Origin of the sequence: Streptomyces sp. NPDC007901, assembly GCF_042959465.1 — a bacterium.
Taxonomy (GTDB): domain Bacteria; phylum Actinomycetota; class Actinomycetes; order Streptomycetales; family Streptomycetaceae; genus Streptomyces.
The window spans coordinates 101,111-120,786 of record NZ_JBIBKW010000020.1; the positions used below are offsets into that span (position 1 = coordinate 101,111).

At 69.6% G+C, this 19,676-nt stretch carries 15 protein-coding genes; 14 read left to right on the top strand and 1 reads right to left on the bottom strand.

All coding sequences use genetic code 11. The features are described 5' to 3' along the window. The first annotated feature begins 104 nt into the window (after positions 1-104). Positions 105-1,514 carry a carbohydrate-binding protein gene (locus ACFZDK_RS43100; protein WP_390981217.1) on the top strand — a complete coding sequence of 470 codons (1,410 nt, stop codon included), beginning with the start codon at positions 105-107 and terminating at the stop codon, positions 1,512-1,514. 285 nt (positions 1,515-1,799) lie between these two features. Continuing rightward, positions 1,800-2,429 carry a transglycosylase SLT domain-containing protein gene (locus ACFZDK_RS43105; RefSeq protein WP_390981359.1) on the top strand — a complete coding sequence of 210 codons (630 nt, stop codon included), beginning with the start codon at positions 1,800-1,802 and terminating at the stop codon, positions 2,427-2,429. Between the two features lie 623 nt (positions 2,430-3,052). Here ACFZDK_RS43105 and ACFZDK_RS43110 read toward each other — a convergent pair. Further along, positions 3,053-3,949 (bottom strand): helix-turn-helix domain-containing protein, encoded by an 897-nt coding sequence (locus ACFZDK_RS43110; RefSeq protein ID WP_390981219.1) that lies wholly within the window; start codon positions 3,947-3,949, stop codon positions 3,053-3,055. Between the two features lie 145 nt (positions 3,950-4,094). Between ACFZDK_RS43110 and tkt the strand changes: the two genes are divergently transcribed. The 12 genes from tkt to ACFZDK_RS43170 all read left to right on the top strand — a co-directional run bounded on the left by tkt (position 4,095) and on the right by ACFZDK_RS43170 (position 19,673). After that, positions 4,095-6,173, top strand: a complete 2,079-nt coding sequence (gene tkt, locus ACFZDK_RS43115; RefSeq protein WP_390981221.1) for a transketolase — start codon at positions 4,095-4,097, stop codon at positions 6,171-6,173. A 32-nt stretch (positions 6,174-6,205) separates the two neighbouring features. Then, positions 6,206-7,348, top strand: a complete 1,143-nt coding sequence (gene tal / locus ACFZDK_RS43120) for a transaldolase (RefSeq protein WP_390981223.1) — start codon at positions 6,206-6,208, stop codon at positions 7,346-7,348. Further along, positions 7,348-8,916 (top strand): glucose-6-phosphate dehydrogenase, encoded by a 1,569-nt coding sequence (gene zwf / locus ACFZDK_RS43125; protein ID WP_390981225.1) that lies wholly within the window; start codon positions 7,348-7,350, stop codon positions 8,914-8,916. The genes tal and zwf overlap by 1 nt, the downstream gene beginning before the upstream one ends. Then, complete coding sequence (opcA, locus tag ACFZDK_RS43130) at positions 8,913-9,848, top strand: glucose-6-phosphate dehydrogenase assembly protein OpcA (protein WP_390981227.1); 936 nt, start codon at positions 8,913-8,915, stop codon at positions 9,846-9,848. The genes zwf and opcA overlap by 4 nt, the downstream gene beginning before the upstream one ends. Then, positions 9,841-11,487, top strand: coding sequence for a glucose-6-phosphate isomerase (gene pgi, locus ACFZDK_RS43135; protein ID WP_390981230.1), 1,647 nt, complete (start codon positions 9,841-9,843; stop codon positions 11,485-11,487). The genes opcA and pgi overlap by 8 nt, the downstream gene beginning before the upstream one ends. A 10-nt stretch (positions 11,488-11,497) precedes the next feature. Continuing rightward, positions 11,498-12,376, top strand: a complete 879-nt coding sequence (gene gnd, locus ACFZDK_RS43140) for a phosphogluconate dehydrogenase (NAD(+)-dependent, decarboxylating) (RefSeq protein ID WP_390981361.1) — start codon at positions 11,498-11,500, stop codon at positions 12,374-12,376. Positions 12,377-12,382: 6 nt separating this feature from the next. After that, the gene (locus tag ACFZDK_RS43145; protein ID WP_390981232.1) at positions 12,383-12,976 is read left to right on the top strand and encodes a histidine phosphatase family protein; all 594 of its coding nucleotides are present in this window, start codon (positions 12,383-12,385) and stop codon (positions 12,974-12,976) included. Positions 12,977-13,181: 205 nt separating this feature from the next. Next, positions 13,182-14,426, top strand: a complete 1,245-nt coding sequence (locus ACFZDK_RS43150) for an ROK family protein (RefSeq protein ID WP_390981234.1) — start codon at positions 13,182-13,184, stop codon at positions 14,424-14,426. Beyond that, positions 14,423-16,294, top strand: a complete 1,872-nt coding sequence (locus ACFZDK_RS43155; RefSeq protein ID WP_390981236.1) for a glycoside hydrolase — start codon at positions 14,423-14,425, stop codon at positions 16,292-16,294. Before ACFZDK_RS43150 ends, ACFZDK_RS43155 begins: the two co-directional genes overlap by 4 nt. 262 nt (positions 16,295-16,556) lie before the next feature. Next, the gene (locus ACFZDK_RS43160; protein WP_390981238.1) at positions 16,557-17,822 is read left to right on the top strand and encodes an extracellular solute-binding protein; all 1,266 of its coding nucleotides are present in this window, start codon (positions 16,557-16,559) and stop codon (positions 17,820-17,822) included. A gap of 19 nt (positions 17,823-17,841) precedes the next feature. Beyond that, positions 17,842-18,810, top strand: coding sequence for an ABC transporter permease subunit (locus tag ACFZDK_RS43165; protein ID WP_390981240.1), 969 nt, complete (start codon positions 17,842-17,844; stop codon positions 18,808-18,810). Continuing rightward, on the top strand, positions 18,807-19,673 hold the full coding sequence (locus tag ACFZDK_RS43170; RefSeq protein WP_390981242.1) for an ABC transporter permease subunit: 867 nt from the start codon (positions 18,807-18,809) through the stop codon (positions 19,671-19,673). The genes ACFZDK_RS43165 and ACFZDK_RS43170 overlap by 4 nt, the downstream gene beginning before the upstream one ends. The last annotated feature ends 3 nt before the right edge of the window (positions 19,674-19,676 follow it).

Here is a 19,676-nt window from a genome sequence, read left to right on the forward strand (position 1 = left end):
AGGCACGGAGAGCACATTGGGCCCACTTTGAGAGCGCTCTCAACTCGATCGGGCGCTCTCAGGGACACCCCGCACGCCCCCACTCCGTACCCGAGAGGCACCCCATGAGTGAAACCTCCGGTATACCCCCCGCGGATCGCAGACGGCGGCGCTCGTTCCGCCGTGCCCTGGTCGCCGCACTCGCCACCCTCGGTCTGGCGGTGGCGGCCGCCACGACCGCCACCCTCCCCGCCAGCGCCTCGGCGCCCAGCGTGCCGTCCGGCTGGAGCCAGGTCTTCCTCGACGACTTCAACGGCACCGCCGGCACCGGCGTCAACACCTCCAACTGGCAGTACGACACCGGGACCTCGTACTCCGGCGGCCCCGCGAACTGGGGCACCGGCGAGGTCGAGACGATGACCTCCAGCACCACCAACGTCGCCCTGGACGGCAGCGGCAACCTGAAGATCACCCCGGTGCGGGACTCGTCCGGGAACTGGACGTCGGGCCGGATCGAGACCACCCGCACCGACTTCCAGCCCCCGGCCGGCGGCAAGCTGCGCGTCGAGGCGCGGATCCAGATGCCGAACGTGACCGGCACCGCCGCGTACGGCTACTGGCCGGCGTTCTGGATGCTGGGCGCGCCCTACCGGGGCAACTACCAGAACTGGCCGGGCGTCGGCGAGTTGGACATCATGGAGAACGTGCAGGGCCTGAACACGGTCTGGGCGACCATGCACTGCGGCACCAGCCCCGGCGGCCCCTGCAACGAGACCACGGGCATCGGCAGTTCGACCGCCTGCCCCAACACCACCTGCCAGTCCGGCTTCCACACCTACACGATGGAGTGGGACCGCTCGGTGAGCCCCGAGGCGATCCGCTTCTACGTCGACGGCGTCAACTACCAGACGGTGACCTCCAGCCAGGTCGACGCCACCACCTGGGCGAACGCCACCAACCACGGCTTCTTCGTCATCCTGAACGTGGCCATGGGCGGCGGCTTCCCGGACGCGTTCGGCGGCGGCCCGACCAGCGCCACCGAGTCCGGCCACCCCATGGTCGTGGACTACGTCCAGGTGCTGTCGGCCAGTGGGAGCGGTACCACGACCCCGCCCACCGGCAGCCGGGACGCCTACAGCGCGATCCAGGCCGAGTCCTACGACAGCCAGTCCGGCGTCACGGCCGAGACCACCACGGACACCGGCGGCGGCCAGGACATCGGCTACATCGCCAACGGCGACTGGGCCCTCTACAAGGGCGTGAACTTCGGATCCACGGCGGCCACCCAGTTCTACGCACGGGTGGCGAGCGGCGCGGCCTCCGGGGTGAGCGGCCTGGTGCAGGTCCGGCTCGACAGCCCCTCCAACTCCCCCATCGGCAGTTTCTCGGTGGCCGGCACCGGTGGCTGGCAGACCTGGACGACGGTCCCGGCCAACATCAGCTCGGTGACCGGCACGCACGACGTCTACCTGACCTTCTCCAGCGGACAGTCGGCGGACTTCGTGAACGTCAACTGGTTCGACTTCGGCCACTGACACCGGCCGGGAAGGCGCTCCGCGAGCGGGGTCCCGCGGGGCGCCTTCCGCTGCCGATTCCACCCCTCCGGAGGGCCTGAACGCGTGACGCCACCCATAGGAGCCAGATCACATCCTATGCGGGACCGTAGCCACGAAACGCCCTGAACAGGAGACAAAGCCCATATAACCTACCATTTCAGTCATTCTCTCCTAAGTTGGGTAGTACGTCACATCATTGCGCCCCGCGCCGCCCGCCGCTAACCATGGCTGTCGTCGCCGGGAGACGGGCGATGGACCGAACGGATCCCCGCCAGGTCCGCCCACTCTCGACCGCGGCCAGCGACCCGCACCACGCGGACGCCGGCCGCAGCCGACGCCGACGATGCCCCCCAACCGGAGGATTGCTTTTCCATGACCACGAACACCCGCACCCGCATCGCCCGCCTGCGCACCCTCGGCCTCACCGGTCTCGCCACCACCGGCGCCGCGGCCGCCGCCCTCACCCTGATGCCGGCGAACGCACAGGCCGCCGACATGACGCAGGCGCACGTGTCCAGCGCGGTCACCGCCTCCGGCGACAGCAGCCGCTCCACGTCCCAGCAGACCGGCACCGGCAACAACCTCGACGGCTGGATCAAGCAGTCCCTGCAGATCATGAAGTCCAAGGGCATCCCGGGCAGCTACGAGGGCCTCAAGCGCAACATCATGCGCGAGTCCGGCGGCAACCCGGCCGCCCAGAACAACTGGGACGTCAACGCCCAGCAGGGCACCCCCTCCAAGGGCCTGCTGCAGGTCATCGACCCCACCTTCAACGCCTACCACGTGGCCGGCACCGCCCGCAGCGTGACCGACCCGGTCGCCAACATCACCGCGGCCGCCAACTACGCCGCCCACCGCTACGGCTCGATCGACAACGTCAACTCCGCGTACTGAGCGAGTTACGGGAGACCGTCGGCACACCGCCGCCCCCAGGGGCGAAGCCGGAGCCGACACCCCCGGGCGGGCCGCGTGCCCCGTGGCCGACCCTGACGAACCGGGTCCGCCGGGCGGCAGCCAGACGGCGAGCGGGCGGTCCGACGGACGCCGTCACGGACCGCCCACACGACACACCCCCGCCCCCGCCGTCCCTTTATGCCCGGCCGCAAAACACCTGGCGCCTGACTCCCGCCCCCTTGAAGCCCGGCCGTCCGACGACTCCTGACGCCCGACCGCCGGGCGGCGGCCAGACGGCCAGGCGGGCGGTCCGACGGACACTGTCACGGACCGCCCACGCGACACACCCCCGCCCCCGCCGTCCCCTTATGCCCGGCCGCCAGACACCTGGCGCCCGACTCCCGCCCCCTTGAAGCCCGGCCGTCCGACTCCTGACGCCCCACCGCCGGCCCGCGACACCCGGCCGCCTCGCCCCATCGCCCCGGCCACCCGCCCCCGACCCCCGGCCTCGCGACGGCGCGAACACGCCCGCCGCACCGGCGAAGGGCGGAGAGCCGCCGAGGTGGGCGCCCCCCTCGAAGCCACAGCCGCCGACCGACTCCCTCTGCCCCGCGGCTCTCGCGCTAGCGCAGCTCCGCCCGGAACGCCACCGGTGTCTGTCCGGTGTGCAGGTGGAAGAACTTCGAGAAGTTCGCCGCGTCGGGGAAGCCGACAGCCGCGCCCACCCGGCCGATCGGCAGGTCCGTGTGGGCCAGCAGGCGTTTGGCCTCCAGGACGACGCGCTTGTCGATGAAGCCCTTGGGAGTCTCCCCCGTCGCCGCGCGGACCGCGCGGACCAGGGTGCGGCGGGAGTAGCCGAGGGCGTCGGCGTAGGCGCTGACGCTGTGATTGGCGGCGAAGTCCTTCTCCACCGCGTCCCTGAAGAGGGTGAACGTGGTGTCGGCCTGGCGGCGGGCCGCCTCCGCAGAGCTGGCCGCGAGATGCGCGAGCCGCAGCAGGAACGCCGTGAGGGAGTGCCGCAGCACCGAGGTGTGCAGGCTCAGGGGAAGGGTCTCGGCGTCCTCGTACTCGCGTCGCAGGTTGGCGAGCGACGCCTGGAGCGCGGCGAGCTGGGGCGGGTCGGGGCGGAGCAGGGGCGGCAGGTCGTAGCGGTAGAGCCCCGTCGCCTCGACGATGGCTCGCGGCAGGAAGCCGGGCTGCATGGTCAGGACGATTCCGCGGTACTCGCAGGTGCGCGAGAAGCGGTGGACCTGACCGGGGCGGATCCAGAGCAGGTCGCCGGCCCCGGCCTCGTACTCGGCGAAGTCGATCATGTGGCGGACCGGCCCCTCGGTGAAGAGCATGACGACGTGGAAGTCGATGCGGTGCACGCGCTCCAGGGGGGCGTCCGCGTGCCACAGGCGCTCGGTGCCCATCGGGCCGACCTGTATACCGACCCCGCCGACGCTCAGATCCACCGGGAAGGGGAAGGTTCTGATTCCGTCACCGTCGCCTGCCCGGTCGGGCGTTCTGTCCGCCATGTCCTTCTCGTGCCGTCCCTGTCGAAGATCCGTGTCCCACTTTCACCACAGGCTGACACACTCCAACCTTCCTTCTCAAAAGTCAGACTTTTAGTTTTGAACGCGTCAGCCCAGCCAGCACGCTTCGAACGAGGACTTCTTGAAGATGAGCACGGAGACAACAGACGGCTTCGAGTGGACCGACCTCGACCGGCGCGCCGTGGACACCGCCCGCCTCCTCGCGGCCGACGCCGTACAGCAGGTCGGCAACGGGCACCCCGGCACCGCGATGAGCCTGGCCCCGGCGGCGTACACGATCTTCCAGAAGGCGATGCGCCACGACCCGGCCGATCCCGAGTGGACCGGCCGGGATCGTTTCGTCCTCTCCCCCGGGCACACCTCGCTGACCCTGTACACCCAGCTGTTCCTCGCCGGGTACGAGGTCGAGCTGGACGACCTCAAGGCCTTCCGGACCCACGGCTCGAAGACGCCGGGCCACCCGGAGTACGGCCACACCGCCGGCGTCGAGACCACCACCGGCCCGCTCGGCCAGGGCGTCGCCAACGCCGTCGGCATGGCGATGGCCGCCCGCTACGAGCGCGGCCTCTTCGACCCCGAGGCCGCCGAGGGCGCCTCCCCCTTCGACCACACGATCTGGGCGATCGTCTCCGACGGCGACCTGGAGGAGGGCGCCTCCGCCGAGGCCTCCTCGCTGGCCGGCCACCAGAAGCTCGGCAACCTGGTCTTCGTCTACGACGACAACCACATCTCCATCGAGGGCGACACCGCGACCGCCTTCTCCGAGGACGTCCTGAAGCGGTACGAGGCCTACGGCTGGCACACCCAGCGCATCGAGCCCACCGCCGAGGGTGATGTCGATGTTCAGGCCTTGTACACAGCATTGAAGGCGGCCCAGGCCGAGACCGGGCGCCCCTCCATCATCGCCATGCGCACGATCATCGCCTGGCCCGCGCCGAACGCGCGGAACACCGAGGCCTCGCACGGCTCCGCGCTCGGCGCGGACGAGATCGCCGCCACCAAGCGCCTCCTCGGCTTCGACCCGGAGCAGTCCTTCGAGGTGGCCGACGAGGTGCTGGCCCACGCCCGGCGCGCCCTGGACCGGGGTGCCGAGGAGCACGCGGCCTGGGACAAGCGGATCGACGAGTGGCGCACCGCCCAGCCGGAGCACGCCCGGCTCTTCGACCGGGTCGTCGCCGGTCAGCTCCCCGAGGGCTGGGAGGACGCGCTGCCCGTCTTCGAGGAGGGCAAGTCCGTCGCCACCCGCGCCGCCTCCGGCAAGGTCCTCCAGGCGCTCGGCCCGGTGCTGCCGGAGCTGTGGGGCGGCTCCGCCGACCTCGCGGGTTCCAACAACACCACCATCGACAAGACGTCCTCCTTCCTGCCGAAGGGCAACCCGCTGCCCGAGGCGAACCCGTACGGCCGTACCGTCCACTTCGGCATCCGCGAGTTCTCGATGGCCGCCGAGATGAACGGCATCGCCCTGCACGGCAACACCCGGATCTACGGCGGCACCTTCCTGGTGTTCTCCGACTACATGCGCAACGCCGTCCGTATGTCGGCGCTCATGCAGCTCCCCGTGACCTACGTCTGGACGCACGACTCCATCGGTCTCGGCGAGGACGGCCCGACCCACCAGCCGGTCGAGCACCTGGCCGCGCTGCGCGCCATCCCGGGCCTGAACGTCGTCCGCCCGGCCGACGCCAACGAGACCGCGACGGCCTGGGCCGAGATCCTGAAGAGGCACGCCACGCACCCCGCCCCGCACGGGCTCGCGCTGACCCGCCAGGGCGTGCCGACGTACGCGCCGAACCCGGACGCGGCCAAGGGCGGCTATGTGCTGCGCGAGTCGTCGACCGAGACCCCGGAGGTGGTCCTGATCGCCACCGGTTCCGAGGTGCACCTCGCCGTCGAGGCGCGCGACCTCCTGGAGGCCGAGGGGACCGGCACCCGGGTGGTGTCGATGCCGTCCGTGGAGTGGTTCGAGGAGCAGCCCCGCGAGTACCGCGAGAGCGTCCTGCCGCCGGCCGTGAAGGCGCGGGTCGCCGTCGAGGCCGGGATCGGCCTGACCTGGTACCGCTTCGTGGGCGACGCCGGACGGATCGTCTCCCTGGAGCACTTCGGTGCCTCCGCCGACGCCAGGACCCTGTTCGCCGAGTTCGGCTTCACCGCCGAGAACGTGGCCGCGAAGGCCCGCGAGTCCCTCGCCGCCGCCCGTACCGCCTGATCCGCCAGCCAGAATCAGTTCAACAGAGGAAGATGATCACTGTGACCGAAGCAACCGCCTCCGCGGGAGCACTGCAGCACCTCTCCGACGAAGGCGTCTCGATCTGGCTGGACGACCTGTCGCGCAAGCGGATCAGCACCGGCAACCTCGCCGGGCTGGTCGCGTCGAAGAACGTCGTGGGCGTCACCACCAACCCGTCGATCTTCCAAGCCGCCATCGGCTCCGGCGAGGGCTACGAGGAGCAGCTGGCCGACCTGGCCGTGCGGGGTGTCACGGTCGACGAGGCCGTACGGATGATGACCACCCAGGACGTACGGGCCGCGGCCGACGTGCTGCGCCCGGTGTACGACGCGACGGAGGGCCGGGACGGCCGGGTCTCCATCGAGGTCGACCCGCGCCTCGCCCACCACACCGCGGCCACCGTCGCCGAGGCCAAGCAGCTCGCCTGGCTGGTCGACCGCCCCAACGTGATGATCAAGATCCCGGCGACGGAGGCCGGTCTCCCCGCGATCACCGCGGTCATCGCCCAGGGCATCAGCGTCAACGTCACGCTGATCTTCTCCCTGGAGCGCTACCGCGAGGTCATGGCCGCCTACCTGGCCGGCCTGGAGCAGGCCGCCGCCAAGGGCCTGGACCTCTCCACCATCCACTCCGTGGCCTCCTTCTTCGTCTCCCGCGTGGACGCCGAGATCGACAAGCGGCTGACGGTCCTCGGCACGGACGAGGCGCTCGCTCTGAAGGGGAAGGCCGCGCTGGCCAACGCCCGACTGGCCTACGAGGCGTACGAGCAGGTCTTCGCCGGTGACCGCTGGACCGCGCTCGCCGGCGCCAAGGCCAACAAGCAGCGCCCCCTGTGGGCCTCCACCGGCGTCAAGGACCCGGCGTACAAGGACACCCTCTACGTCGACGAGCTGGTCGCGCCCGGCACCGTCAACACCATGCCGGAGGGGACGCTGAACGCGACCGCCGACCACGGTGACATCCACGGCGACACGGTCACCGGCGGCTACGCCCAGGCCCGCGCGGACCTGGCGGCCGTCGAGAAGCTCGGTATCTCCTACGACGAGGTCGTGGGCAAGCTGGAGGACGAGGGCGTCGCCAAGTTCGAGACGGCTTGGCAGGAGCTGCTGGACGCCGTCGCGAAGTCCCTGGACAGCAAGGGAGTTGAGGCGTGATGAGCGAGACCGCCAAGGAGGTGCGGGTGCCGGTGGTGCCCGCCGCCGACTGGGACAACCCGTTGCGCGACGCGCGCGACCGGCGACTGCCGAGGGTGGCGGGCCCGTCGGGCCTGGTCATCTTCGGGGTGACCGGTGACCTGTCCCGCAAGAAGCTGATGCCGGCCGTCTACGACCTGGCCAACCGCGGGCTGCTGCCGCCGGGCTTCTCGCTCGTCGGCTTCGCCCGCCGGGACTGGGAGGACCAGGACTTCGCGCAGGTCGTCCACGACGCGGTGCGCGAGCACTCCCGGACCCCGTTCCGCGAGGAGGTCTGGCAGCAGCTCGCCGAGGGCATGCGGTTCATCCCGGGCGACTTCGACGACGACACGGCGTTCAAGCAGCTCAAGGCCGCCGTCGACGAGCTGGACGGCTCCCGGGGCACCGGCGGCAACTTCGCGTTCTACCTCTCCGTGCCGCCGAAGTTCTTCCCGAAGGTCGTCCAGCAGCTGAAGAAGGTCGGTCTGGCGACCCCTCCCAAGGGGTCCTGGCGCCGGGCGGTCATCGAGAAGCCGTTCGGGCACGACCTCGCCTCCGCGCAGGACCTCAACGCCGTCGTGCACGACGTGTTCGACCCGGACCAGGTGTTCCGCATCGACCACTACCTGGGCAAGGAGACCGTCCAGAACATCCTGGCGCTGCGCTTCGCCAACCAGATGTACGAGCCGATCTGGAACCGGTCGTACGTCGACCACGTGCAGATCACCATGGCGGAGGACATCGGCATCGGCGGCCGGGCGGGCTACTACGACGGCATCGGCTCGGCCCGGGACGTCATCCAGAACCACCTGCTCCAGCTGATGGCGCTCACCGCGATGGAGGAGCCGATCGCGTTCGACGCGGACGCGCTGCTCACCGAGAAGCTCAAGGTGCTCAAGTCGGTGCGGCTGCCGGAGGAGCTGGGCCGGCACACCGTGCGCGGCCAGTACGCCGAGGGCTGGCAGGGCGGCGAGAAGGTGATCGGCTACCTGCAGGAGGACGGCATCGACCCCAAGTCGAAGACCGACACCTACGCGGCCGTCAGGCTGGGCATCGACAACCGCCGCTGGGCGGGCGTCCCCTTCTACCTGCGCACCGGCAAGCGGCTGGGCCGCCGGGTCACCGAGATCGCGGTGGTCTTCAAGCGGGCCCCGCACTCCCCGTTCGACTCCACGGCCACCGAGGAGCTCGGCGCCAACGCGATCGTCATCCGCGTCCAGCCCGACGAGGGCATGACGGTCCGGTTCGGCTCCAAGGTGCCGGGTACGTCGATGGAGATCCGGGACGTGACGATGGACTTCGCCTACGGCGAGTCGTTCACGGAGTCCAGCCCGGAGGCGTACGAGCGGCTCATCCTGGATGTGCTGCTCGGCGACGCCAATTTGTTCCCCCGTCACCAGGAAGTGGAAGAGTCCTGGAAGATCCTCGACCCGATCGAGACGTACTGGGCGAAGCATGGCAGGCCCGCCCAGTACGAGTCGGGAAGCTGGGGACCGAAGGAAGCCGACGAGATGCTCGCACGAGACGGACGGAGCTGGCGCAGGCCATGAAGATCGACCTGACCGACACCACGGCAAGCAAGATCAACAAGGCGCTGGTGCAGGGTCGCCGCGCCATCGGAACCCCTGCGGTGGGCATGGTCCTGACGATGGTGATCGTCACGGACGAGGAGAACGCCTACGACTCGATCAAGGCGGCCGAGGAGGCCTCGCACGAGCACCCCTCGCGCACCCTGGTCGTCATCAAGCGGCACGCCCGCACCCTGCGCGACCGCACCACCTCCCGCCTGGACGCGGAGGTCCGGGTCGGCTCCGAGGCCGGCACCGGCGAGACGGTCGTGCTGCGGACGTACGGCGAGGTCTCCGACCACGCCGACTCGGTGGTGCTGCCGCTGCTGCTGCCGGACGCCCCGGTGGTCGTGTGGTGGCCGGTGGAGTCCCCCGAGACCCCGTCCAAGGACCCGCTGGGCGCGCTCGCCCAGCGCCGGATCACCGACCTGTACGCGGTCGAGCGGCCGATGCAGGTCCTGGAGTCCCGCGCCCGCAACTACGCGCCCGGCGACACCGACCTCGCCTGGACCCGGCTGACCCTGTGGCGGTCGATGCTGGCCGCCGCCCTCGACCAGGCCCGGGCCACCGTGACCTCGGCGGCCGTCGAGGCCGAGGCGGACAACCCCAGCGCCGAACTCCTCGCCCGCTGGCTGGAGGCCCGCCTCAAGGTCACGGTGGACCGCGTGGTCTCCGCCGGCCCGGTGGTCACGGCCGTACGGCTCGGGACCGCGAGCGGCGAGATCGTCATCGACCGCCCCGAGGGCCCGCTCGCCACCCTGACCCTGCCGGGCCAGCCGCCGCGCACCCTCGCCCTCAAGGTCCGCGCCACCTCCGAACTGATCGCCGAGGAGCTGCGCCGCCTCGACGCCGACGAGATGTACGCCATCGCCCTGCGCGGCGAGGGCACCAAGGAGACCGTCTCCCATGCCTGACACCCCCGAGCTCACCCGGCGTCCCGAGTGGACCGCCCTGGAGGACCACCGGGCCGAGGGCCGGCCGGTCCTGCGTGAGCTGTTCGCGGCCGACCCGGCGCGCGCCGAGCGGTACGTCGTCCGCGTCGGCGACCTGCACATCGACTACAGCAAGCACCTGATCACGGACCAGACGCTCGCCCTGCTCCAGGAACTGGCCGCCGCCACCGACGTGTTCGGGCTGCGGGACGCCATGTTCCGCGGCGAGAAGATCAACATCACCGAGCGGCGCGCGGTACTGCACACGGCGCTGCGCGCCCCGCGTGACGCGGTGGTCGAGGTGGACGGGGTGAACGTCGTCCCGGGCGTGCACGCCGTGCTCGACAAGATGGGCGCCTTCGCCGACCGGGTCCGCTCGGGCGAGTGGACCGGCCACACCGGCAAGCGCATCCGGAACGTCGTCAACATCGGCATCGGCGGCTCGGACCTCGGTCCGGCGATGGCCTACGAGGCGCTGCGCGCCTTCACGGCACGGGAGTTGACGTTCCGTTTCGTGTCCAACGTGGACGGCGCCGACCTGCACGAGGCGACCCGGGACCTGGACCCGGCGGAGACGCTGTTCATCGTGGCGTCCAAGACGTTCACCACGATCGAGACGATCACCAACGCGACCTCGGCGCGCACCTGGCTCCTTGACGGGCTCGGCGGCGACGAGAAGGCCGTGGCCAAGCACTTCGTGGCCCTCTCCACGAACGCCGGCAAGGTGACGGAGTTCGGTATCGACCCGGACAACATGTTCGAGTTCTGGGACTGGGTCGGCGGCCGCTACTCGTACGACTCGGCGATCGGCCTCTCGCTGATGATCGCCATCGGCCCGGACCGCTTCCGCGAGATGCTGGACGGCTTCCACCTGGTCGACGAGCACTTCCGCACCGCGCCCGCCGAGGCCAACGCGCCGCTGCTGCTCGGCCTGCTGGGCGTCTGGTACGGCAACTTCTTCGACGCCCAGTCGCACGCGGTGCTGCCGTACAGCCACTACCTCTCCAAGTTCACCGCCTACCTCCAGCAGCTGGACATGGAGTCCAACGGCAAGTCGGTGGACCGGGACGGCCGGCCGGTGCAGTGGCAGACCGGCCCGGTGGTGTGGGGCACGCCCGGCACCAACGGCCAGCACGCCTACTACCAGTTGATCCACCAGGGCACCAAGCTGATCCCGGCCGACTTCATCGGCTTCGCCGAGCCGGTCGCCGAGCTCAGCGGTGAACTCAGGGCGCAGCACGACCTGTTGATGGCGAACTTCTTCGCCCAGACCCAGGCGCTGGCCTTCGGCAAGACCGCCGAGGAGGTCCGCGCGGAGGGAGTGGCCGAGGAGCAGGTGGCGCACCGCACCTTCCGGGGCAGCCACCCCACGACCACGATCCTGGCCCGCGAGCTGACCCCGTCGGTGCTCGGCCAGCTCGTCGCGCTCTACGAGCACAAGGTCTTCGTGCAGGGCGCGATCTGGAACATCGACTCCTTCGACCAGTGGGGCGTGGAGCTGGGCAAGGTGCTCGCCAAGCGCATCGAGCCCGCCCTCACCGAGGGCGCCGACGTGCCCGGCCTCGACCCGTCCACCACGGCCCTCGTCTCGACGTACCGCACGCTCAAGGAAGTGAACTGACATGACAGCCATGCAGTTGGGCCTCATCGGCCTCGGCAAGATGGGCGGCAACATGCGCGAGCGGATCCGCCGCGCAGGGCACACCGTCATCGGCTACGACCGCAACCCCGACGTCTCCGACGTCAAGTCCCTCGAAGAACTGGTCGAGAAGCTCGACGCGCCGCGCGTGGTGTGGGTGATGGTCCCGGCCGGCCACGCCACCCAGTCCGTCGTCGACGAGCTCAAGGACCTGCTGTCCGAGGGCGACACGGTGGTCGACGGCGGCAACTCCCGCTGGACGGACGACGAGAAGCACGCCGCCGAACTCGGCATCAAGGGCATCGGCTTCGTCGACGCCGGTGTCTCCGGCGGTGTGTGGGGCCTGCAGAACGGCTACGCCCTGATGGTCGGCGGCGACAAGCAGCACGTCGAGCGGCTCCACCCGATCTTCGAGGCGCTCAAGCCGGAGGGCCCGTACGGCTATGTCCACGCGGGCAAGGTCGGCGCCGGGCACTTCTCCAAGATGGTCCACAACGGCATCGAGTACGCCATGATGCAGGCGTACGCGGAGGGCTGGGAGCTCCTGGAGAAGGTCAAGTCCGTGGACAACGTCCGCGAGGTCTTCCGCTCCTGGCAGGAGGGCACCGTCATCCGCTCCTGGCTGCTCGACCTCGCGGTCAACGCGCTGGACGACGACGAGCACCTGGACAAGCTGAAGGGCTTCGCGCAGGACTCCGGCGAGGGCCGCTGGACCGTCGAGGCGGCCATCGACAACGCGGTGCCGCTGCCGGCGATCACGGCCTCCCTCTTCGCCCGGTTCGCGTCCCGGCAGGACGACTCGCCGCAGATGAAGATGATCGCGGCACTGCGCAACCAGTTCGGCGGCCACGCCGTCGAGTCGAAGGAGTAGTGCGCCGTGGGCGACCTCCTCCTGGTCCGCCACGGTGAGACGGAGTGGAGCGTGTCGGGACAGCACACCAGCTGGACCGACCTGCCCCTCACCCAGCACGGCGAGGAACAGGCCAAGTCACTCGCTCCGCTCCTCACCGGCCGGACCTACGCGCTGGTTCTGGCCAGCCCGCTGAGCCGCGCGATACGCACGGCCGAACTGGCCGGACTCACCGGGGCCGAACCCGACCCCGACCTGCACGAATGGGACTACGGCGGCTACGAGGGCATCACCACGGCGGAGATCCACCGCTCCCGTCCCGACTGGTACCTGTGGACCGACGGCGTGCCCCCGGGCCCGGCGGGCCACCCCGGCGAGTCGCCGGAGCAGATCGGCGCACGGGCCGACCGGGTGCTCCGGAAGGTCGAGACGGCCCTCAACACCGGCACGGGTGACGTGATCCTGGTGGCCCACGCCCACTTCCTGCGCGTGCTGACGGCCCGCCGCCTGGGGCTGCCGCCCGCCGAGGGCCGGCTGTTCCAGCTGGCGACCGGCACCGTCAGCCGGCTCTCCACGGAGCACGGCTGGCCCGTGATCACCGAGTGGAACAAGACACCCTGAGTGGCTCTGCGACGGCCCGCCAGTGGCAACTGGCGGGCCGTTTCCATGCATTGGGCGCAGGTGGGCACGACAGTCGACTCGGGGGAAGTTTCTACGGCCCCTTTCCTAACCCCTTGTCGAAAGTCCCGCGAAGCCCATAGCCTTGCGCCGCGCCGGTGTCGTCGTACGCCCCGGCCGGTCGTGACGGGATGGGAGGGGCAGCCGCGTGAAGCGCACATCGCGCGACATCCGCACCGCGAACCGCTACGAGGTGCTGCGCCAGATCATCGCCCAGTCCCCCACCTCCCGGCAGACGCTGGCGGCCGCCACCGGGCTGAGCGTCGCCACGGTCGCCACGCTCGTCGGGGAGCTGCTCGACCTCCGGATGATCACGGAGGTCGGCTTCGAGGACTCGGCGGGCGGCCGTCCCCGGGGACTCGTGGCCGTCAACTCCTCGGGGGGCGCGCTGATCGGCGTCGACATGGCGGAGACCTACATCCGGGTGGAGCTGTTCGACCTGGGGCTGAACGTGCTGGCCCGGGCGGTGGAGGACATGCGCCCCGGCGAGAGCAGGCCCGAGCAGGCGGTGGGGCATGTCGCCACGGCCGTCGGCTCGGTGGTGGCGCAGGCGGGCGTGGAGGGCGCGCGGGTGCTCGGGGTCGGGGTGAGCGTGCCGGGACAGGTGGACCGGGACACCGGGATCGCCGAGTACGCGCCCAACTGGGACTGGCACGACGTGCCGCTGCTCGACCTGCTCTCCGAGCACATCGCCTACCCCCTCTACCTGGACAATCCGCTGCGGGCCAGCGCGGTGGCCGAGCTCTGGTTCGGGGCGGCGCGCGGGCGCGAGGACGCCGTGGTGGTGAACCTCGGCACGGGCGTCGGCGCCGGGCTGGTGCTCGGCGGCGGCCTGTACCGGGGGGTCAGCAACAGCGCGGGCGAGTGGGGTCATACGACGCTGGTGCTGGACGGCCGGCTGTGCCACTGCGGCAACCACGGCTGTGTGGAGACCTATGTCGGCGCGCCCGGCATCATGCTCAACCTGCGCGAACTGAGCCCGCGCAGCACCCTGTTGCACCCCGAGGACCAGACGGCGACCATCGACGCCCTGACCCACGGGGTCGCGGCCGGTGACCCGGTGGCGGTCAAGGTCGTCCGCGACACGGCCCGTTACCTGGGCGCGGGCATCGCGGACCTGGTGAACCTCTACAACCCCGAAGTGGTGGTCCTCAGCAGCTGGGTCGCCAAGAAGCTGGGCGCCCCGCTGCTCGACGAAGTACGCGAGGCCGTGCGACGGCACGCGCTGCGGCGGCCGTTCGCCGCCACCGAGATCGTCCTCTCCCCCGTGCCCACCGACCCGGTGTGCCTGGGCGCGGCCACGTTCGCGCTGGAGGGCGCCCTGCAGTCCGTGGGGCAGCGGACCGCCAGACGCACCACCCTCGCAAGGAGCCGTACCGCACCGCCTTCATGACGACGGAAGGGATGCCCGTTTTGACCCGCACCAGAAGATCCGTCCTCGCCACCGCCGCGGCCGCACTGGCCGTGACCGGGGCCCTGATCAGCTCCCCGCCCGCGAACGCCGCCGGGACCGCCGACACCGCCACCGCGCCCGCCGAGGTCTCTCCGCACGCCGCCCAGACCATCGACGACATCGGCGCCTCGGGCGCCTGGTGGGTCAACGACCTGCAGCACTTCGCCCCCGAGGTCCAGGCCCGGGTGGCGAAGCTGCTGTTCTCGAAGCAGGGCCTGGATCTCAGCTCGTACCGCTACAACATCGGCGGCGGCGGGGCCGCGGTCACCACCCCGGCCCGGGCCGCCGAGGACTTCCTGAACGCCGACGGCTCCTACGACTGGAGCAAGGACAAGGGCGGCCGGACCTTCCTCACGTACGCCGCGCAGTACGGCGTCCAGGACCTGATCGGCTTCGTCAACAGCGCGCCCGCGCGGTGGACCACCAACGGGCAGAGCTGCGGCGGCCAGCTGAAGACGGAGAACGAGGGCGACTACGCGAAGTACGTCGCCGACGTCACCGACCACTTCGCCCGGCAGGGCGTGAAGCTGGACTACATCAGCCCCTTCAACGAGCCCGACAACGACTTCGGTTCATGCGGCCAGGAGGGCATGAAGGTCACCGTCGACCAGCGCGACGACATCGTGCGGGCGCTCGGCGCCGAGCAGCGGGCCCGGCACCAGCGGACCGGGATCATCGCCGACGAGTCCAGCAGCACCGCCCAGTTCACCACCGAGGTCCCGCAGTGGCTCTCCCAGCCGGACACCGCGCGGTACGTGTCCAAGCTGGCCCACCACACGTACAACAACCCCAGCGACGGCCAGCTGGGCAATGTCTACGAGACCGCGAAGACGGCCGGCAAGACGTCCTGGGCCTCGGAGATCTGCTGCTTCGGCAAGGGTTCGACGGGCTGGAACCAGGAGTACGACCCGACCATCGACAACGCCCTGCTGCTGTCGAGGATCATCTACAAGGACTTCGCCAGCGCCCACGACTCGGCCTTCCAGTGGTGGGTGGCGCTGGCCAGCGGGTACGGCAGCGACCCGACCGCCAGGAACGACGAGGGCTGGAACGACGGCCTGATCTACTACGACCCCGACTACGCGACGAACGGCAACCAGACGCTCTACTTCACCAAGCGGTACTACGCGCTCGGCCAGTACAGCAAGTTCGTCACCCCGGGCTCGGTCGCGCACAACGTGACCGGGGCGCCGGCCGGGGTCGAGGTGTCGGCCTACGACCGGAACGGCACATGGGTCGTCGTGGTCAACAACCACAACACCACCGACACCCCGCTCAGCCTGCACTTCAACAGCGGGACGCCGGTACGGGCCGCCCGGGCCGTGCGGACGTCGGCCACCGAGGACTGGGCCAGGGTGGCGAAGCCGTCGGTGAGCGCGGGGACGGTCTCCGCGACCCTCGCCGCCCGCTCGATCACGACGTACGTCCTCGACGGGAAAGGACACGGCAGTGCGGCCGTGACCGGCGCCCTGGCGGGCAATCAGTCCGGCAAGTGCCTGACCGCCGACGCCTCCGGGGCCGCCATCGCCACCTGCACGGGCGCCGAGGACCAGTCCTGGTCGTACGACGCGAAGGGCACCCTGAAGGGCGCGAACGGCTATCTGACGGCCTCCGGTTCGGCCCTGACCGCCACCGCCGAACCCACCGGTGACGCGAGCCAGCGCTGGCTGCTGAACGCCAACGGCCAGATCCTCAGCGAGGCGTCCGGCAAGTGCCTGGACGTGAGCGGGCAGGCCACCGCCGACGGCAGCAAGGTGATCCTCTACAGCTGCAACAGCGGCACCAACGAGGCCTGGACCAGGCAGTAACGAACCCCGTCTCCCACGATCCGAGGGCCGCCGGCCACTCCCTGACCCGGCGGCCCTCAACTCGCCGTGCTTTCGCACCTGTTCGCCATTCCGAACCGGGTACAACGTTTCGCGCAGACTTCGTCCAACCTCTTGCCGAAGTGTTAGCCGAAGGTTAACGTCCCGCTCCGCGAAGCAATTTCAGCCATCTGGCTCACGAGGTTTTCAGGGCCTCACCACGGCCGCGGAGCCGCAGCCGCACTCGACAGACAAGGACGTCAGCATGTCGGCACTCAGCAACAACAACTGGTCCCGCCGGTCCCTCTTCCGGGCGGCCGCGGGCATGGCCGCCGCCGGCACGCTGGCCGCGTGCGGCAGCAACAACGGGCGGGGCGGCGGCAGCGGTTCGGGCACCCAGCTCACCCAGTACTTCCACGCCTACGGCGAGGCGGGCACCGAGCAGGCCCTCAAGCGGTACGCGGCGGCGTACAAGAAGGCCGACGTGAGCACCAACTGGATCACCGGCAACAACTTCGAGTCCGCGCTCTTCGCAGCCCTGCTCACCAAGAAGGCGCCCGACGTCTTCGAGTTCCACCCGCAACTCCAGCTCGTCAAGAGCGGCCAGGTGGCGGACTTGAGCGACCTCATCGACCCGGTCAAGGACGACTTCAACCCGAACGACATCAACTCCCACACGGTCGACGGGAAGATCTACGGGATCCGGATGATCGACGACCCGCAGTTCTTCTACTACCGCAAGTCGATGCTGGAGAAGGCGAAGGTCGAGGTGCCCACCACGCTTGACGAATTGGTGGAGGCCGCCGCCAAGCTGACCACCAGCAAGGTCAAGGGCGTCTTCCTCGGCAACGACTTCAGCGCGATCCAGAACCCCATCATCTGGTCCGCCGGCGCCGACACCATCAACGACAAGAACGAGATCGCCTACCACACGGACGGCGTCGTCGGGGGTCTGAAGACGCTCCGGAAGCTGTTCACCAGCGGCAACGTGCTGCTCGACGCCCCGACCGACTTCTGGGACCCGTCCTCGCTCAACCAGGGCCTGTGCGCCATCCAGTGGGGCGGCATGTGGTCCATGCCGGCCATGCAGCAGGCCCTCGGCGACGACCTCGGCATCTTCCCGTTCCCGAAGATCGGCAGCGCCGGCAAGCTGTCCGTCTACAACGGCGGCTGGTCGATCTTCGTCAACGCCAAGGGCAAGAACGTCGACGCGGCCAAGGAGTACGTCAAGTGGCTGTGGATCGACCAGAAGAAGTACCAGGAGGACTGGGCCACCTCGTACGGCTTCCACATCCCGCCGCGCACCTCGATCGCCAGCGAGGCGACCAAGCTCAAGTCCGGCCTGGCCGCCGAGGGCGTGAAGCTCTTCACCGACTACGGCCACTTCGACAACATCGCCTACGACCAGACGATGCAGACTGCGTTCGCTGACGTGATCGCGTCCTCCGTCCGCAAGAACGGCGACCCGGAGGCGGCGCTCGACACCTGCGACAAGAAGGTCAACGTCGAGCTCAAGAAGCTCTTCGGATAGGCCCCGGGAAGACCACGACATGTCGACCACCACCACACGCGGGGTCGCCCGGCCCGCCCCGGCCAAGGCCTCCCAGGCCCGGCCGCGGCGGCGCCTGCGGGGCAACCCGACCGTGAACTTCTGGCTCTTCACCGGGCCCTTCCTCATCGGCCTGGCAATCTTCGTCGTCGTGCCGATCGGCTGGAGCATCTGGCTCAGCTTCTTCGACGCCCGCTACACCGTCACCCCGAGCCATTTCATCGGCTTCGACAACTACAAGCAGATCCTGACCAACAGCGGTTTCCCCGACTCACTGCTGACGTTCACCGTGTTCGCCGCGTTCATCGTGCCGACCACCTGGGCGCTGTCGCTCGGGCTGGCGCTGCTCGTGAACCAGCTGCGGTTCATGCGGGCGTTCTTCCGGTCGGTGTTCTTCCTGCCGACCGCTGTCTCGTACGTGGCGGCCGCCTTGATCTGGAAGATGTCCATCTTCAGCGGTGTCCGCTTCGGACTCGCGAACACGGTCATCGGCTGGTTCGGCGCCGACACCATCGCCTGGATGTCCAACCCCACCCCGCCCTGGTACTGGCTGGTCATCGTGACTCTGCGCCTGTGGATCCAGTCGGGCTTCTACATGATCCTTTTCCTGGCGGCGCTGCAGAACATCCCGGCCGAGCTGTACGAAGCCGCCGCCATCGACGGCGCCAAGCGGGGGTGGCAGACCTTCCGGTACATCACGCTGCCCCAGCTGCGCGCGACCTCGACCGCGGTGATCCTGCTGCTGCTCATCGCCGCGTACCAAGCGTTCGACGAGTTCTTCAACATCGTCGGGCAGAAGGCGACCTGGGCCCAGACACCACTCATGGAGCTCTACAAGACGGCCCTCGGCACCAGCCAGGACTACGGCGCGGGCAGCGCGGGCGCGGTCATCCTGTCGCTGCTCATCTGCCTCGTCACCCTGGTCCAGGGCAAGTTCATGGGATTCGGAAGGGGGGACGAGTCCAAGTGACCACCACCGCACCGCAGGCAGGCAAGCGACGCAGGAAGGACGGGGGCGTCCTCGGCAACACGGGGCTGTACGTCGCCGTCGGTGTCGCCGCCCTGCTCTTCCTGATCCCCTTCTACTTGATCTTCCGGAACGCCCTCTCCACGGACCTGGAGATCACTGGCGAGAACTGGAAGCTGCTGCCCTCCTTCCAGTGGGGCAACATCTCCGAGCTGTTCGACGACCCCACGGTCGAGTTCGGCCGTTCCATGGTGAACTCGCTGGTCGTCGCCGTCCTGACCACGGTCGGCACGCTCCTGGTGTGCTCGCTGGCCGGCTATGGCCTGGCCCGCATCCCGTACAAGCACGCCAACAAGGTCTTCTACGTCGTCCTGGCGACGCTGATGGTGCCGACGGCCGTCACCTTCGTGCCCAGCTTCGTGCTGGTCTCGTCCCTCGGCTGGGTGGACACCTACCGCGGTCTGATCATCCCTGGCCTGTTCAGTGGTTTCACCTGCTTCCTTTTCCGGCAGTACTTCCTCGGATTCCCGAGGGAGCTGGAGGAGGCGGCCCGCGTGGACGGGCTCGGCTACTGGGGCGCGTACTGGCGGATCGTCGTCCCCAACTCGCTGAACTTCTTCGCGGCGATTGCCACGATCACCTTCATCAGCGCCTGGAACTCCTTCCTGTGGCCGCTCGTCATCGGCCAGGACCCGAGCTCCTGGACCGTGCAGATCGCGCTCTCCTCCTTCATGACCAACCAGACCGTCAACTTCCACCTGATCTTCATGGCCACCGCCATCTCCATCCTGCCCCTGGTGTTCGTGTTCCTCTTCCTTCAGCGCTGGCTGGTGCAGGGGATCGCGCAGACCGGCATCAAGGGCTGAGCC

Excerpts from the sequence above, each read along its gene's own strand:
- ACFZDK_RS43100 (WP_390981217.1), top strand. The coding sequence starts at position 105 with ATGAGTGAAACCTCCGGTATACCCCCCGCGGATCGCAGACGGCGGCGC.
- ACFZDK_RS43110 (WP_390981219.1), bottom strand. The coding sequence starts at position 3,949 with ATGGCGGACAGAACGCCCGACCGGGCAGGCGACGGTGACGGAATCAGA.
- tkt (WP_390981221.1), top strand. The coding sequence starts at position 4,095 with ATGAGCACGGAGACAACAGACGGCTTCGAGTGGACCGACCTCGACCGG.
- tal (WP_390981223.1), top strand. The coding sequence starts at position 6,206 with ATGATCACTGTGACCGAAGCAACCGCCTCCGCGGGAGCACTGCAGCAC.
- zwf (WP_390981225.1), top strand. The coding sequence starts at position 7,348 with ATGAGCGAGACCGCCAAGGAGGTGCGGGTGCCGGTGGTGCCCGCCGCC.
- opcA (WP_390981227.1), top strand. The coding sequence starts at position 8,913 with ATGAAGATCGACCTGACCGACACCACGGCAAGCAAGATCAACAAGGCG.
- pgi (WP_390981230.1), top strand. The coding sequence starts at position 9,841 with ATGCCTGACACCCCCGAGCTCACCCGGCGTCCCGAGTGGACCGCCCTG.
- gnd (WP_390981361.1), top strand. The coding sequence starts at position 11,498 with ATGCAGTTGGGCCTCATCGGCCTCGGCAAGATGGGCGGCAACATGCGC.
- ACFZDK_RS43155 (WP_390981236.1), top strand. The coding sequence starts at position 14,423 with ATGACGACGGAAGGGATGCCCGTTTTGACCCGCACCAGAAGATCCGTC.
- ACFZDK_RS43160 (WP_390981238.1), top strand. The coding sequence starts at position 16,557 with ATGTCGGCACTCAGCAACAACAACTGGTCCCGCCGGTCCCTCTTCCGG.
- ACFZDK_RS43165 (WP_390981240.1), top strand. The coding sequence starts at position 17,842 with ATGTCGACCACCACCACACGCGGGGTCGCCCGGCCCGCCCCGGCCAAG.